This is a genomic window from Actinoplanes hulinensis, from assembly GCF_019429605.1.
GTDB lineage: Bacteria > Actinomycetota > Actinomycetes > Mycobacteriales > Micromonosporaceae > Actinoplanes > Actinoplanes campanulatus.
Genome location: NZ_JAHXZI010000032.1, coordinates 44,378 through 58,895, shown reverse-complemented (window position 1 = coordinate 58,895; position 14,518 = coordinate 44,378). Strand labels below are relative to the sequence as shown.

Below are 14,518 nucleotides of genomic sequence, written 5' to 3'. Positions count from 1 at the left end.
AAAAGGGGTTTGATGGTGCGACGGACCGGACGCCGGCCCGGCAACCCGGACACGCGCGAGGCGATTCTCGTGGCCGCGCGCAGCGCGTTCGCCGAGAAGGGGTACGACGGCGCCTCGATCCGCGCGATCGCGACCGGCGCCGGGGTGGACCCGGCGCTCGTGCACCACTACTTCGGCACCAAGGACAAGCTGTTCCTGGAGACGATGAACTCGCCGGTCGACCCGCTCGACCTGATCAACGAGGCGACCGCGGGGGAGCGGGACGAGATCGGTGTCCGGTTCGTCCGCGCCTTCCTCACCATGTGGGACGGGCCGCGCGGCGCGGCCGCCGTGGCGCTGCTGCGATCGGTCGTCGGCACCGAGTGGACCACCAAGCTGTTCCGCGAGTTCATCATCACCCAGATCCTTCGCCGGGCGGTGCCCAAACTGGGCCTCGACCCGGCGGAGGCGCATCTGCGGGTCACCCTGGCGGCCAGCCACCTGGTCGGCCTCGCGATGGCCCGCTACGTGATCAAGGTGGAGCCGCTGGCCTCCGCGCCGACCGACGCGCTGGTCGCCGCGGTCGGCCCGGCCGTGCAGCGCTATCTCACCGAGGATCTACCGGGCGTGTTCCCGCGGGAGGCATGAACCACGGCCCGGCGGGGCAACCACCGCCTCATGCGACGGGCGGCGATCCGGCGTGGAAGGCTAGGGCTCCGCGGGAATCTGCCGGGACAGGAAGCGGCTCACCTCGTCCCGGGTGTGCTCGGGCACGCCCTGGAACTCCAGACCGATCTCGATGCTGTCGCCGCGTGTCATTCGGCGGACCACCCGGGCGTCGGCGCCCGCGGCCAGGCCGTCCCACGCGAACTGGACGCGTACCAGCTCGCCGTCCGCGATCCGGGCGCCGGCCGGAACCAGGCAGCCCAGCCCGTCCGAGCTGAGGTCGATCATCTCGGCGGTGACCGGCGCCGGCAGTGACGCCGTCTCCAACCGGACCGTCCCCTTGACCGGCAGCCGGTCGTGCCGACGGCGCTCCAGCCGCTCGGCCACGTTGGACAGGTCCTCGATCTGGGCCATCGTCGCCTCGACGCTGCGGTGCAACTGAGCGACGATGTCGTGCTGCTGGTCGGCGATCCCGTCGAGGTGGCGCATCGCGTTCTCGATGTCGCCGACGTCGGCGATGATGGCGCTCAGTGTCTGGCCCATCTGGGCGACGTCAGCCTCCAGCGCCGCGACCGTGCTGGTGATCTGCTCGGTGGAGTCGGCGGTCGTGTCGGCCAGGACCTTCACCTCGTCGGCGACCACCGCGAAGCCGCTGCCGGCCTCGCCGGCCCGGACCGCCTCGATGGTGGCGTTCAGCGCCAGCAGCCGGGTCTGCGAGGCGATCCCGGAGATCACGCTGGCGATCCCGGCCACCTGGCGCAGGCTGGCGTTCAGGGCGGTGGCCGCCTCGTCGGCGCTGTGCGCCCGCCGGACCAGGGCGCTCGCCGCGTCACTGGTGATCGTCACCCCCTCGTGGGTGGAGGCCGCCGCGTTCCGGGCGGCGCCCACCTGGTGCACGACGTCCGCCAGCTTGCCGCCGATCACCTCGGCCGTGTCGTCGATCGCCTCCCGGGCCCGGCGCCGCAGCCGCTGGTTCAGCTCCCGCTGCCGGTTCTGCGCGACCTGTTCCCGCGCGTCCAGTTCGGCCCGCAGGCGCTCCAGTTCGGCGTCGCGCTCCCGCAGCGTCTCGGTGAGCTCCGTGATCCGCCCCGAGGCGCTCGGATCGCCCACCCCACCGGCGGGCGGGCGGGCACGCCGGCGAACCACGAACACACCGACACCGGCGGCAAGCGCGGCCAGCGCGGCCGACAGGATCAGCCAGGTGGGCATCAGGCCCCTCCGGGCGCGGTCGTCGGGAACGTTTCCGACGCTACCGCGCCCGGATTCGCGGTGCGGGCCGTTCAGCCCGCGAGGATCGCGTCGATCTGGCCCATCGCGAGCCGCATGCCCTCCTCCATGCCCATCTCGGCCATCCGTTCCAGCTGCTCCGCGCTGCGGAACGTGGAGACCGTCGTCATCCGGGTGCCCGGGCCGGCCGCCTCCAGGGTGACCACGGCGTGCGTGATGTCCTCCGGGTCCACCGGCTCGCCGTCGTCGCCGGCGAACCCGTCGTCGAACTCCAGACGGGACGGCTCGTCGATGTCGGTGATCGCCCACCAGCCACGCGCCTTCGTCCCGTCCGGCCCGGTCATGTGGTAGCGGACCGCGCCACCGGGCTTGAAGTCGTACCGGTCGAAGGTGGCCGGCCAGGTCGGCGGGCCCCACCAGCGCTCCAGCTTGCGCGGATCGGCCCAGACCTGCCAGACCCGGTCCACCGGCGCCGCGAACTCGGCGACGAACGTCAGCGTCAGCGCGCCGACGTCCTTGGTGCTGCTGATGACCGTCACTGCTCCTCCTCCAGGATCTCCTCGATGGCGGCGGCCCGATACCGCCACAACCGCTCGTACCCGTCCAGCAGCCGCGCCACCCGGCGCAGCGCCTCGACCTCTCCCCGCACGATCTGCTCCCGGCCGCGCCGGGTCTTGCTGACGAGGGCGGCCCGCTCCAGCACCACGACGTGCTTCTGCACCGCGGCGAAGCTCATCGGATAGAGGCGGGCCAGCTCCGAGACGGACATCCCGCTGCGGATCACCCGGGTCAGGATGTCGCGCCGGGTCGCGTCGGCCAGCGCGTGGAAGACGCGGTCGGCGTCGGCGACCCCGGAATCTACAACCATGTGGTTGTACGTTAGGGGGTGCGAAGGCTCCCGGCAACCCGGCTCGGCGGAATTCCTTCAGACGGGGGCACCGCGGCCGAAGATCCGGGCCGCAGGGACGAACCTCGACGTGGAGGTGGCAGTGACCATCAGCATCGGAACATCCGGCTCGCCCTCGGCCCGCGACACGCACGCCGCCTGGCTGCGCCGGCGCGACGACGGCGGGCCGGCGTCCGGTCAGTGCAGCGTGACGAGGGCCTCGGCCAGCGCGTCGGTGGCGTACTGCACGTCGACCTCGAGCATCCGCAGCGGGCCGCCGGTCTCGGTGAGCAGCGCGGCGTGCGGGCCACCCACATAGAACGGGGCGAACCCGAGATCCCGGATGATCCGGACGGTGGCCTCGCGGGCGTCCAGCTGGTCGGTGCAGACGTACTCGGTCAGTAGCGGATCATGCCCGCGCCGCCGGCTGAGCACCTCGGTCGACATGGTGTTGAACGCCTTGGCCCAGTGCGCCTCGGGCGCCCATTCGATCAGGGTCTCCAGGCCGCTCAGCCCGCCCGGCATGCCGATCCCGGCCAGGCCGCCCGGGCCCGGCTCGCCGTCCGGCTCCGGGTTGGTCGCGTCGATCACCACCTTGTCGGCGAGCACGTCGCGGGTCATGTCGATCGCCTCCCGCGCCGAGGACCAGTTCGGGCTGAAGATCACCACATCGCCGAAGGCGGCCGCCTCCGGGATCGGCATCACCCGCAGCGGCGCGCCGTCGCCGTCCATCTCGGCACGCAACCGCTCCGGATGACGCGAGGTGACCGCGACCTCGTGCCCACTCTCGGCACACCACCTGGCAAGAGTGCCGCCGAGCTGGCCCGCTCCAATGACACCGATACGCATGAACCCAGGGTGCGCGCCGGGTCACCGGATCGGGTGGGGAATCCGGAAATCGCCGTAGAGCATCCGCAACTCGACCGTGACCAGGTCCTCCACCAGCGCCTCGGGATCGGCGGCGGTGGCGAACGCGGCGGTCCGCAGATCGTCGACCAGCCCGGCCAGCACACGCGGCGCCGGCCCGTCCGGCGCCAGGCCGGCGGCCCGGTCCCGGCTGACCCGGGCGGCGAGCCGCTCCACGTGGGCGGCCCGCAGCCCGGCCCGCCACTCGGCCAGCGGCGGGCAGCCGGGAGCCGCGGCCAGCGCGCCGGAGATCAGCCGGCCCTGCTCGCGCCAGAGCACGGCCAGCGCGGTCAGCGACCGGCGCAGCGCCGCCTCGTCCGGGCCGGAGCCCTCCAGCCACGGGCCGGAGTCGCGGCCCAGCTCGCCGGTGAGCCCGTGCAGCAGCGCCACCACGACCGCGATCTTCGAGTCGAAATAGAAGTAGAAGCTGGACCGGGAGATGTCCGCGCCGGCGGCCAGCTCGTCGATGGTGATGTCGGCGAGCGGCTTCCGGGCCAGCAGGGTGCGCGCCGTCTCCAGGATGGCGCGCTCGCGCCGGTCGCCCTTGCTGGGACCACGGCGCCGGCCCGGGCCGGGAAGTGTGCTCATGCGGACACACTAACGCGGTGTCGAGTTTTTCGACGTAGTGTCGATTCCATGAGAGAGATCCGCCTCGCGTCCCGCCCCGTGGGCTGGCCCACCGTCGACAATTTCGAGATCGCCGAGACCGCGGTCCCCGAGCCCGGCCCCGGCCAGGTGCTGATCCGCAACGTCTTCATGTCCGTCGACCCGTACATGCGGGGCCGGATGAACGACGTGAAGTCCTACATCCCGCCGTTCCGGGTGGGCCACCCGCTGGACGGCGGCGCGGTCGGCGAGGTGGTCGCCTCGAACGCCGACGGTGTGCCGGTGGGCGCCTTCGTCAGCCACAACCTGGGCTGGCGTGAGTTCGCGGCGACCGACGCCACCCGGGTGCAGGTGGTCGACCCGGCCGCCGCCCCGAGCCTCTCCGCCTACCTGGGCCTGCTCGGGATGACCGGCCTCACGGCGTACGTCGGCCTGTTGGACATCGCGCGGTTCCGCGAGGGCGACACCGTCTTCGTGTCCGGCGCGGCCGGCGCGGTGGGCAGCGTCGTCGGCCAGATCGCCCGGCTGCGCGGGGCCAAGCGCGTGATCGGCAGCGCCGGTTCCGCGGAGAAGGCCCGCCATCTGGTCGGCGACCTCGGCTTCGACGCCGCGTTCAACTACAAGGACGCCCCGGTGCGCGAGCAGCTGCGCGCGGCCGCGCCGGACGGCATCGACGTGTATTTCGACAACGTCGGTGGCGACCACCTGGAGGCCGCGATCGGCTCGCTGAACAAGTTCGGCCGGGTGGCGCTCTGCGGCGCGATCGCGCAGTACAACGACACCACCCCGGCGGCCGGGCCGCGCAACCTGGCGGCGGCCATCGGCAAGGAGCTCAACCTGCGCGGTTTCATCGTCGGCAACCACGGGCACCGGACTTCCGACTTCGTCGCCGAGGTGGGCGGCTGGCTGCGGGAGGGCCGGATCACGGCCCGGGAGACCATCGTGGACGGGCTGGAGAACGCGCCGGAGGCGTTCCTCGGTCTGCTTCGCGGGGAGAACACCGGCAAGATGGTGGTCCAGCTCTAGGTTCGCGCTGCCCGGCGGCCCGTTTTGGGCGGGTCGCCGGGTTGCTCCGCGACTGAACGGTAATTTAGTTGCTCTCGCGAGTGGCCCGGATACGGAACGTACGGTTGATCGCACTCATCCGTACGGGTGAGGTCACTGACGGAAAGCAGACACTAGCGTTTCCGCGTGGCGAATCGGTTCCAACTTTGGGGACAAGCGGGCTGGGCGAGTGCCGAGGTGGTCGGCGAAACGCACTACGCGAAGGCGATACGTGCGCTCTTCGGCGACGACTTCAATCCGCAGGGGACCGACATAACCGTCCCGGTCCAGCTCATCCCGGACCGCAACAACCGGCACGACCGTAACGCCGTCGGCGTCTGGTCCGGCTCCAGCCTGCTCGGGCACCTGCCCCGGCCGGAGGCCGCGCGGTACGTCCAGGTGTTCACCTCGCTCACCGCCCGCGACCTGATCCCCGAGGTCAACGCGCGGATCACCGGCCGGGAGTGGGTCGCCGCCGACGGCCGTCCCGCCGCCTTCGACGCCGCCATCCGGCTCGACCTCGCCGAACCGCACATGCTCGTCCCGGCCAACCCGCCCCCGTTGAGAGAGCATCGCCTCCTGCCCTCCGGCTCGGCCGTCCAGGTCGTCGGCCAGCAGCCGTCCCTCGACGCGCTGCGGCTGGTGCTGCGCCCGGAGGGGGAGTGCTGGGCGTACGTCACGCTGCACGAGATGGCCGACCACCTGGTCGAGGTGCGCATCGGCGAGGCCCGGGTCGGTGATCTCAGCCCGAAGATGAGCGGCGAGCTGCTCCCGGTGCTGCGGCACATGGCCGAGCAGGGCCTGGTCACCGCGGCCCGCGCCATCGTCCGCGGCAGCACCGACAAGAACGAGGTGATGCTCTACATCGCCCGCGTCCAGGACCTGCCGGAGAGCTGGCAGGCCCCGGCCCGCCGCCCGGCCGTCGCCCCGGCCCCCGGCCGCGGCACCGCGAGCGTCCCCGGCTCCGGCGTGGCCACGGGACCGGCCACGCCGGGCACCACTCCCACCCCGGCCGGCAGCCCGGTCATGTCCGGTGGGCCCGCTTCCGGCGGCCTCGTGCCGAACTGGGTGACCACCGGCGAGCCGCTGCCCAGCTGGGCGGCGCCGGCGACGATGCAGCCGCCGGTGTCCCCGGCCGGCCCGTCCGCCGTGCCCGCTCCGGCGGCCCTGCCCGTACCGGGGCATCCCACCTCGCTGGCCGACCTGCCGCCGAGCTGGGCGTCCGCGGCGGACGATGCCCCGCAGTGGGCCGAGCCGGGCGCCGGCCTGCCGAGCTGGGCCGTTCCCAGCAACGGCGTGCCCACCTGGGCGGCCGGGAGCAGCGCGCTGCCCGGCCTGCCCGCCACCGGCTCGCTGCCCGGAGCCGGCGTGCCGTACCTCGACCCGCCCGCCACCCGGCCGGTCCCGCAGACCTCGACGCTCACCGAGCCGATGCCCACCCCGGTGTCCCCGGTCCCCGACGACGTCCAGGCCATGGAGATCGCCGAGACCACGGTCCTCCCGGCGCTGGCCGCCGTGGTGAAGGCCAACTCCGGCGCGCTCAGCACCATGAACCCGGTCTCCCCGGTGTCCCCGGCCGTCGACCCGCACCCGCCGATCCCGCCCGCGCCCACCGGCATCAGGTTCGTCGTGCCGCCGGACTGGCCGACCCCGCCCGCGGGGTGGTATCCGCCGGACGGCTGGCGACCCGATCCGGCCTGGCCCCCGGCCCCCGCGGGGTGGCAGTGGTGGGTCCCTACCTGGGACTGACTTCACCGGATAAAGCCGGATACGTCGGATTAACCTGGAAAAACGGCACGGTGACCCACCCAGCCTTGCTGGAATGAGGAGATGCGGTGGGATGATGCTGACGGGCTGACCGGGCGGCCGGATGCGCGCGTACGCGGAGTGCTGGAGACCTGGCGTGCCGGTCTGCTCGACCTCAGCGCCACCAATCCGCTCATCCACGTCGACCCGTGGGGCGACGGCGTGGTGGCGATCGACGACCCCTCACCGCGCAGTGTCCTCGAAGCCCTCCAGCAGGGCCGCGAGTGCGGCTTCCTCGGCGTCGAAGAACGGCGGGAGGGGCCCCGGCCGCGCGTCGCCAACGCCTTCCAGACCCATATGACCGACGCCGAGATGGACGCCGCCCTGCGCGCGCTCAGCCGCGAGGCCCACCGCGACCAGCTCGAGTACGGCATGTCCACGCTCTTCCTCGCCGTCGGCACCCTGCACTGGAAGGACGACCAGCGCGAGTACGCCAGCCCGATCCTGCTGCTTCCGGCGGACCTGGTCAGCACCGACCCGCTGGACTACCCCCGGCTGCGTGCCCGCCTGGACGATCCGCTGGTCAACCCGGCGCTCGCCGTCCGGCTCAAGCGGATGGGCGTCGCACTGCCCGCCGTCGAGAGCCTGACCGGCCTCGACGTCACCGTCTTCTGGGCCCGGCTGGACGCGGCGATCAGCGAGCACCAGGAGTGGCGCACCGACGAGGCCATCCTGCTGTCCCGGTTCACCGTCCACCGCGAGGTCGTCTACCAGGACCTGGTCGACAACGAGCGGCAGATCCTGGCCCACCCGGTGGTCCGCGCGCTCGCCACCGACGCCCGGGCACAGATCGACGCGTTCAAGTTCGAGCCGATCCCCGGCCGGCGCATCGACGACGTCGCCTCACCCGACGACGTCCCGCTCGTCCTCGACGCCGACGCCGCCCAGCGGGCCTGCATCGCGGCCGCCATGTCCGGCCGCAGCTTCGTGATGCGCGGCGCCCCCGGCACCGGCAAGTCGCAGACCATCGCCAACATGATCGCCGGCCTGATCTTCGCCGGGAAACGGGTCCTGCTGGTCTCCGAGAAGGCCGCCGCCCTGGACGTGGTCAAGGAGCGGCTGGCCGGTGCCGGGCTCGACGACTACCTGCTCGAACTGCACAGCGAACACAGCGGCCGCGACCGGGTCGCGACCACCCTCGCCGCCGCCCTCGACTTCATCCCGCTCCCACCGCCCGGCCTGTCCACCGACGAGCGGGAGGAACTGCGCGACCACCGGATACGGCTCAACGCGTACGCCGAGGCGATGAACGAGGTCCGCGAACCGCTCGGCCACCGCCTGCACGACGTCCTCGGCATGTGCGCGCAGATGATCGACGTACCGGCCGCCCCCGTCCCGCCGGCCCTGCCGATCCCGCTCACCACCCAGTCGTTGCAGACCGTCCGCGACGCCGCCGAACGGATGGGCCGCGCCTGGCGTCCCGCGTTGCAGGGCGAGGACTTCCTGTGGCGTGAGGTGATCGACCGCAACCGGCTCGACGCCCGCCTGCACCAGGCGCAGACCGCCCTCGAACACCTCGCCGGGGCGGTCGGCACGGACCCGATGGCCGCCGCCTTCCGGGCCCGCGACCTGGCCGACGCGATCGCCCTCACCACCCTGATCGGCCACGCCGCCCGCCGCCCCGCCGAAGCCGCCGACGAGTGGCTCACCCTGCACAGCCTGGAACCGGTGTCCCACGCCGCGGAGAGCCTGCTGCGCCACCTCAAGGCGCTGCACCAGGCCGCGGAAGCGGTCCGGGCGCGATCCGGCGTCACCTGGGAGTCGCTGCCCACCCCCAGCAAGCTGCCGATCGTGCCGACCCTCGTACACCTCGACCCGCCGGCGGTCGAACTACTGCCGCTCACCGCGGCCCAGGCCCGCGGCCTGGCCCGCCGCTTCGCCGAGGAGGCCGACCGGCTGGAACAGCATCAGCACAGCCTGGACCGGGTCACCGCCCGGCTCGGGCTGCCCAACGTGATCACCTTCTCCGACATCCACCGGGTCTCCGACATCGTCGGCCTGCTGGCCCGTCCGGACAAACCGGAGGCCGCCTGGTTCAGCCCGGCCGGGCTGGCGAACGCCCGCACCGCCGTCCGGATCCTGCGCCACGCCGTCGACGCGGCCACGACCGCCGAGTCCAGGGCGCGCGAGCACTTCAACGAGGAGGCGCTCGCCCACCCGGTCGACGAACTGGCCACCCGGTTCGCCACCGTGCACAAGGGACTGCGGAAGCTGCGGGCGCCCTACCGGCGGGACCGGAGGACGGCCGCCGAGATCGCCCGGCCGGACGTCAAACGCTCGCAGGCGGTCGCCAACCTCAGCACCGCGGCCGCCTGGAAGAGGTCGATGCAGGACCTGGACCAGGCGGAGGACGAACACGCCCGGATCCTGGGCCGCCACTGGCGACGCCTGGACACCGACTTCGACGCCATCGAGCGCGCCCTCGACACCGCCGACGAGGTGATGCGGGTGACCCCGCCGGAGGCTCTGCCCGCCGTCACCGAACGGGTCAGCGCCGCCACCCCGAACAACGCGATCATCCGGATCGTCAGCGAGGCCGGCCAGGAATTCGACCGGTGGACCGCCGCCCTGCACCCGCCGCCCGAGCCCGCGCCCCGGCCACAGCTCGCCGCCGGGCCGATCCACGACGCGATCACCTGGTTGCGCTCCCACGTCGACCCACTGACCGCCGCGGCCGAACTCGTCCAGGCCTACAGCGCGGCCGCCGGACGGGACTTCACCCTCGCCGAGTCGGCCGCCATCGGGATGCTGCGGGAGAGCGCCGCCGACGCGGCCGCAGCCCTGTCGGCCAACGCCACCGAGTACGGCCGGGTGCTCGGCCCGGTGTCCCAGGGCGTCCACACCGACGTCGAGGCGCTGGCCTCCGCGATGTCCTGGACCGCCGAGGCCCGGCGCATCCGGACCGGCGTCGACACGGCGTTCACCCCCGAGCAGGCCGCCGCCCTGTCCCGATCCCGGCCCACCGACGCGCTGCCGTCCCGGGTCGCCGAATGGCAGGCCGCCCGGGACTGGATCCTGCGCGCCTTCGCCCCCCGCCGGCACCCGTCGCTCACCGCCGCGCTGGACGACTACGAACAGGCCCGGGAACTGATCCGGGCGCTGATCGAGGACGGCAAAGGGCAGCAGGAGTGGTTCGAGTACCAGGCCGCCCGTACCGTCCTGACCGAACACGGGCTGGACGCCGTCATCGACTTCTGCGCCCGCGAGGACCTGCCGGTCGAGCAGATCCTGCCGGTGCTCGGGCGCGCCCTCTTCCAGTCCTGGGTGGACACCGTGATCCGGGAGGACGACCGGCTCCCACCGCTCGACGCCGTCGCCCGCGAACGGCTGGTCGAGGAGTTCCGCCTCTGGGACGAGCGACTGCAACGTGCCGCGGTCGCCGACGTGATGAACGCCGTCGACGAACTCCAGCCGACCGGCGCCGTCGCCGGCGAGGCCGCCCTGCTGCGGGCCTCCGCCGCACAGGCCGCCCGTCGCCTGCCGGTCCGCGACCTGATCGGGCAGACCCGCAACGCCACCCTCGCGGTCAAACCGTGTGTGCTCACCGTGCCGGCCGACGTCAGCCGCCTGCTGCCCGCCGACCTGATCTTCGACGTGGTGATCGTCGACGAGGCGTCCCGGGTACCCGTCCCGGATGCCGTCACCTGCATCTTCCGCGGCGCCTCGTTCATCGCGGTCGGCGACGACCGGCAGCTCACCGCCCTGCCCACCCCCGGCGGCGGCCGGTCCATCCTCGACCTCGCCATCGGCTGCGCCGCGTTCCCCGTTCTCGACCTGGGAACCCACTACCGCAGCCGGCACGAGTCGCTGATCACCTTCGCCAACCACACCTTCTACCAGCGGGCGCTCAACACCTTTCCGGCGGTCGCGCCGGCCGGACCGGACACCGGCGTCCAGCTCTTCCCGGCCGACACCGGCACCGGCGAGCACGACGTGGCCGGGATGGTCGCCGGGCGGGTCGCGCACCACTTCGTCACCCGCCCCGAACTCTCCCTCGGCGTCATCGCCTGCACCCCCGAACTCGCCGCCGAGATCGAGACCGCCGTCGCCGACATGGTCATCCCGCCGGAACACGACCGGCTCCGCGGCTTCTTCGTCAAGGACCTGGACACCGTCCAGGGCGACGAACGCGACGTGGTCATCCTCGCCATCGGCGCCGACCTGGGCGGACTGGCCGGCGCCGACGGCTGGCGGCGGCTCAACGTCGCCACCACCCGGGCCGCCCGCCGGGTCGAGGTGATCTCCTCGATCCGGGCCCATGACCTGCCCGACACCGAGGAGATGCGCCCGCTCGCCGGATACCTCGACTACGCGACCCGCGGCGAGGCGGCACTCGGCCTCGACGAGCCAGGCCCCGCCGGGCAGACCCCGTTCGAGGAGTCGGTCCGCGACGTGGTGCGGTCCTGGGGCTACCGGGTGCGTACACGGGTCGGCGCCGGCGCCTTCCGCATCGACCTGGCGGTACGCCGCTCACCCCGCGGCAACGCGCCGTTCGTGCTCGGCATCGAGTGCGACGGGACCACCTACGACTCGGCGCCCGCCGCCCGCGACCGCGACCGGCTCCGTGAGCAGGTGCTGCGCGACCACGGCTGGCGGCTGCACCGGATCTGGGGCACCGCCTGGTATCTCGACCGGGAGAACGAGGAACAGCGTCTGCTCGCGGCCATCGAGCAGGCCCTCGCCGACCTGCCGCCGGAGGACGCGGCGCCCGAACTGACCGTCGAGGTCGGGGACGCCGCCGGCGGCGAGAAATGGGCCGAGCAGCGTGAGCCGGTCACGGTCACCTCAGAGGGGTACGCCGAGCAGGTGCCGGACTACGCGGCGGCCGGTCCCACCGCCGGGTATGACGAGATGGTGCCGGACTACGCGGCGGCCGGTCCCACCGCCGGGTATGACGAGACGGTGCCGGACTACGCGGCGGCCGGATCCGGTCCGGAGGAGGCCGGTCAGGCCACGGATCTGCCGATGGCCGGGATCCCGGACGGGTTCGGTGAATCGGAGGCGGAGCTCGCGATGTCCGAACCGGACTTCGGGACGGTCGCCGACGTCGATCTGGATATGCCCGTCGACATGGCTACCCCCATCCCCATCGAGGACGACGCGTTCGACGCCGAGGTGGAGGAGTTCGCCGAGGAGGTGGCCGAAACCGTGGCCGAGGCGATCGCCGAGGTCGGTGAGGAGGCGGACGCCTACCGGGCCGGGGCCGAGGACCTCGAACAGCACGCGGCCGAGGAACGGGACGGCGTTTCCGCTTCCCGGGCCGGGGGGATGCGGGCCGCCGAACCGGATCGGGGGCCCGCGTGGCCGACCTGGCCGGACGAGCCCTCGGGAACCGGCGGGCGGACCGGCCCCGGCCTGGAGCAGCCCTTCACCGCCGTGCCCACCGGCCCGGCCGTGCCCACCGGCTCCGCCGGCACCGCTGGTTCGGTCGCGTCGGCCGGTCCGGTTGCTCAGGGTGAGCAGGTTCCGGCCGCGTTCGAGCGGGTCAGCCGCGCCCACGTGTGGCCCGTTGCGCCGGATCAGGTCCCGGCGACGGCCGAGCCCGATCTCGGATCCGCCGCCGGAGAGCCGGACATCCACGCGGAATCGGCTGCCGAGGGGCCGGCCGGCGTCGAGGAGCCGGTCGTCCACGCGGAACCCGCCGATGCGGAGCCGAGAGTCACTGCCGCGGTGTTCGAGCGGGTCAGCCGGGCCGAACCGGGTTCCGTGGGCTCCGTGCTCTTCGCGCGTCCGGCCGAGGAGCCGCGCGCCCAGCGGGCGGCGCCCGGACGGACGGAACGGGAAGAGCAGCCCTCCGCGGGTTCGACGTTGTTCGGGCACGGGGCGGGGGAGACCGGCGAGTCACGGGTGACCCGCCCGGTCTTCGAGCGGGTCAGCCGGGCGGAGGCGGGGGTCGCACCCTCCGCGTTCGAGCGGATGAGGCACACGGAGGAGCCGGGCGCCGGTTCGGTGGGGGCCGGGGAGCCCACCGTCTCGCCGGCTGTCTTCGAGCGTGTGAGCCGGGCCGAAGAGCCGGGTATCGGTTCGGTGGGCGCCGGGGAGCCCCGTGTCTCGCCGGCCGTCTTCGAGCGGGTGAGCCGGGATCAGGAGACCCGAGCCGGCGCCGAGAAGGGGACCGGGACGATTTTCGGGCGCGTCACCCGTACCGAAATGGTGGAAGAGGCCGGGATGAACGTTGCCCCCGCCGTCTTCGAAAGGGTGAGCAGGGTGGATGTGGCGCGGGCCGAGGCGGCCCGGAATGCCGCGGCGCAGGCCGCCGTGGCCGCCGGCGCCGAACCGGAGGCGGCGGAGAGCCGGCCGCCCGCGGAAACCCCGGAGACCGCATCGCTGTTCGTGTCCGTGGAGGAGGCGCAGGAGGCAGCCGAAGCGGCGGCGATCGCGCATGCCCAGGAAGCGGCGGACCGGGCGCGGGAAGCGGGGCCGGCCCGGCGGGCGTCACTCGCTGAGGAGATGGTGCGGGCCCGGCAGGCGGCGCAGGTCCGGTCGGCCGAGGCGAAGAAGTCCACCAAGGCCGGGGCGGCGAAGACCGCCGAGCCTGCCCGGACCGCGACCGAGGCCACCGGGCGGCGGAAGGTGGCCCGGCCGGTCAAGATGATGCCGGGCAAGGGAACACCGGCGGAGGGAAAGCCCGTCAAGGTGGCCTCCCGGCGGGGGACCGGCGGCGCGGCCGCGAAGGGTGGGCACGGGCTGGAGGAGTGGGCACAGCCGTACCGGAAAGCGGAGCTCGCCCCGCTCCCGGCCGGAGCCGGCATCGCCGACGCGGGCACCCACGAGCGGATCGTCGAGGCGATCCGGACGATCGCCGAGGTGGAGGGGCCGGTCCACATCACGATCGCGCTGCAACGGTTGCGTGACGAGTGGGCGCTGACCCGGATCACCAAGCAGGCGCGGGCTGTCGTGGACGCGGCCATCGCCGAGTCCGGGGTGGTGTGGGACGGCGAGTTCCTCAGCGACCCCGGCCAGTTGGCGCCGGTCGTGCGGTTGCGGGCCGAGGGGGTGGCCCGTAAAGCGGACCAGATCGCCGACTCGGAGCTGAGGATCGCCCTGGAACAGTTGGCCGTCGACGCGGGCGCGATCGACGTGGACGGGCTGCTCGCCGCGACCGGCCGCCTCTACGGCTGGGCGTCGCGGCGGTCGACCGAGGTGGACGCCCGGCTCACCACGATCATCGCCGGCCTGGTCGCCGACGGGCGGCTGCTCCGCAGAGCCGACGGGCTCAGCGCCGCACACGATCTGCCGGATCCGCTGTCGCTGCCGCGGCACGACGCCGCCCCGGCCCGGTCGAGCCGGCGCCGGTCACGTACCTGAAGGGTGAATCGTGGGATGGGCGACCGGTGGTTCCGGGCGTGTGCCTCGGCGCAGACCGGCCGCTACCGTACCGTCGGCCACGGTTCATCC

General features: G+C 73.3%; 9 protein-coding genes. 4 read left to right on the top strand and 5 right to left on the bottom strand.

The window, feature by feature from the left end; all coding sequences use genetic code 11:
* The first annotated feature begins 12 nt into the window (after nt 1-12).
* Nucleotides 13-627 (top strand): TetR/AcrR family transcriptional regulator, encoded by a 615-nt coding sequence (locus KZ829_RS39675; protein ID WP_220148997.1) that lies wholly within the window; start codon nt 13-15, stop codon nt 625-627.
* 60 nt (nt 628-687) lie between these two features.
* Here KZ829_RS39675 and KZ829_RS39670 read toward each other — a convergent pair whose 3' ends face one another.
* The 5 genes from KZ829_RS39670 to KZ829_RS39650 form a co-directional block, all read right to left on the bottom strand.
* Nucleotides 688-1,854 carry a methyl-accepting chemotaxis protein gene (locus tag KZ829_RS39670; protein ID WP_220148996.1) on the bottom strand — a complete coding sequence of 389 codons (1,167 nt, stop codon included), beginning with the start codon at nt 1,852-1,854 and terminating at the stop codon, nt 688-690.
* 71 nt (nt 1,855-1,925) lie between these two features.
* Nucleotides 1,926-2,411 (bottom strand): SRPBCC family protein, encoded by a 486-nt coding sequence (locus tag KZ829_RS39665; RefSeq protein WP_220148995.1) that lies wholly within the window; start codon nt 2,409-2,411, stop codon nt 1,926-1,928.
* The gene (locus KZ829_RS39660) at nt 2,408-2,740 is read right to left on the bottom strand and encodes an ArsR/SmtB family transcription factor (protein ID WP_220148994.1); all 333 of its coding nucleotides are present in this window, start codon (nt 2,738-2,740) and stop codon (nt 2,408-2,410) included. The genes KZ829_RS39665 and KZ829_RS39660 overlap by 4 nt, the downstream gene beginning before the upstream one ends.
* A 216-nt stretch (nt 2,741-2,956) precedes the next feature.
* Nucleotides 2,957-3,607, bottom strand: a complete 651-nt coding sequence (locus KZ829_RS39655) for an NADPH-dependent F420 reductase (protein WP_220148993.1) — start codon at nt 3,605-3,607, stop codon at nt 2,957-2,959.
* A gap of 21 nt (nt 3,608-3,628) precedes the next feature.
* Nucleotides 3,629-4,252, bottom strand: a complete 624-nt coding sequence (locus KZ829_RS39650; protein WP_220148992.1) for a TetR/AcrR family transcriptional regulator — start codon at nt 4,250-4,252, stop codon at nt 3,629-3,631.
* A 48-nt stretch (nt 4,253-4,300) separates the two neighbouring features.
* Between KZ829_RS39650 and KZ829_RS39645 the strand changes: the two genes are divergently transcribed.
* From KZ829_RS39645 to KZ829_RS39635, 3 genes are all read left to right on the top strand, one after another.
* Nucleotides 4,301-5,296 carry an NADP-dependent oxidoreductase gene (locus KZ829_RS39645; protein ID WP_220148991.1) on the top strand — a complete coding sequence of 332 codons (996 nt, stop codon included), beginning with the start codon at nt 4,301-4,303 and terminating at the stop codon, nt 5,294-5,296.
* Between the two features lie 165 nt (nt 5,297-5,461).
* The gene (locus KZ829_RS39640; protein ID WP_220148990.1) at nt 5,462-7,063 is read left to right on the top strand and encodes a hypothetical protein; all 1,602 of its coding nucleotides are present in this window, start codon (nt 5,462-5,464) and stop codon (nt 7,061-7,063) included.
* 81 nt (nt 7,064-7,144) lie between these two features.
* Nucleotides 7,145-14,428 (top strand): PDDEXK-like endonuclease domain-containing protein, encoded by a 7,284-nt coding sequence (locus KZ829_RS39635; RefSeq protein ID WP_220148989.1) that lies wholly within the window; start codon nt 7,145-7,147, stop codon nt 14,426-14,428.
* Nucleotides 14,429-14,518: the final 90 nt, after the last annotated feature.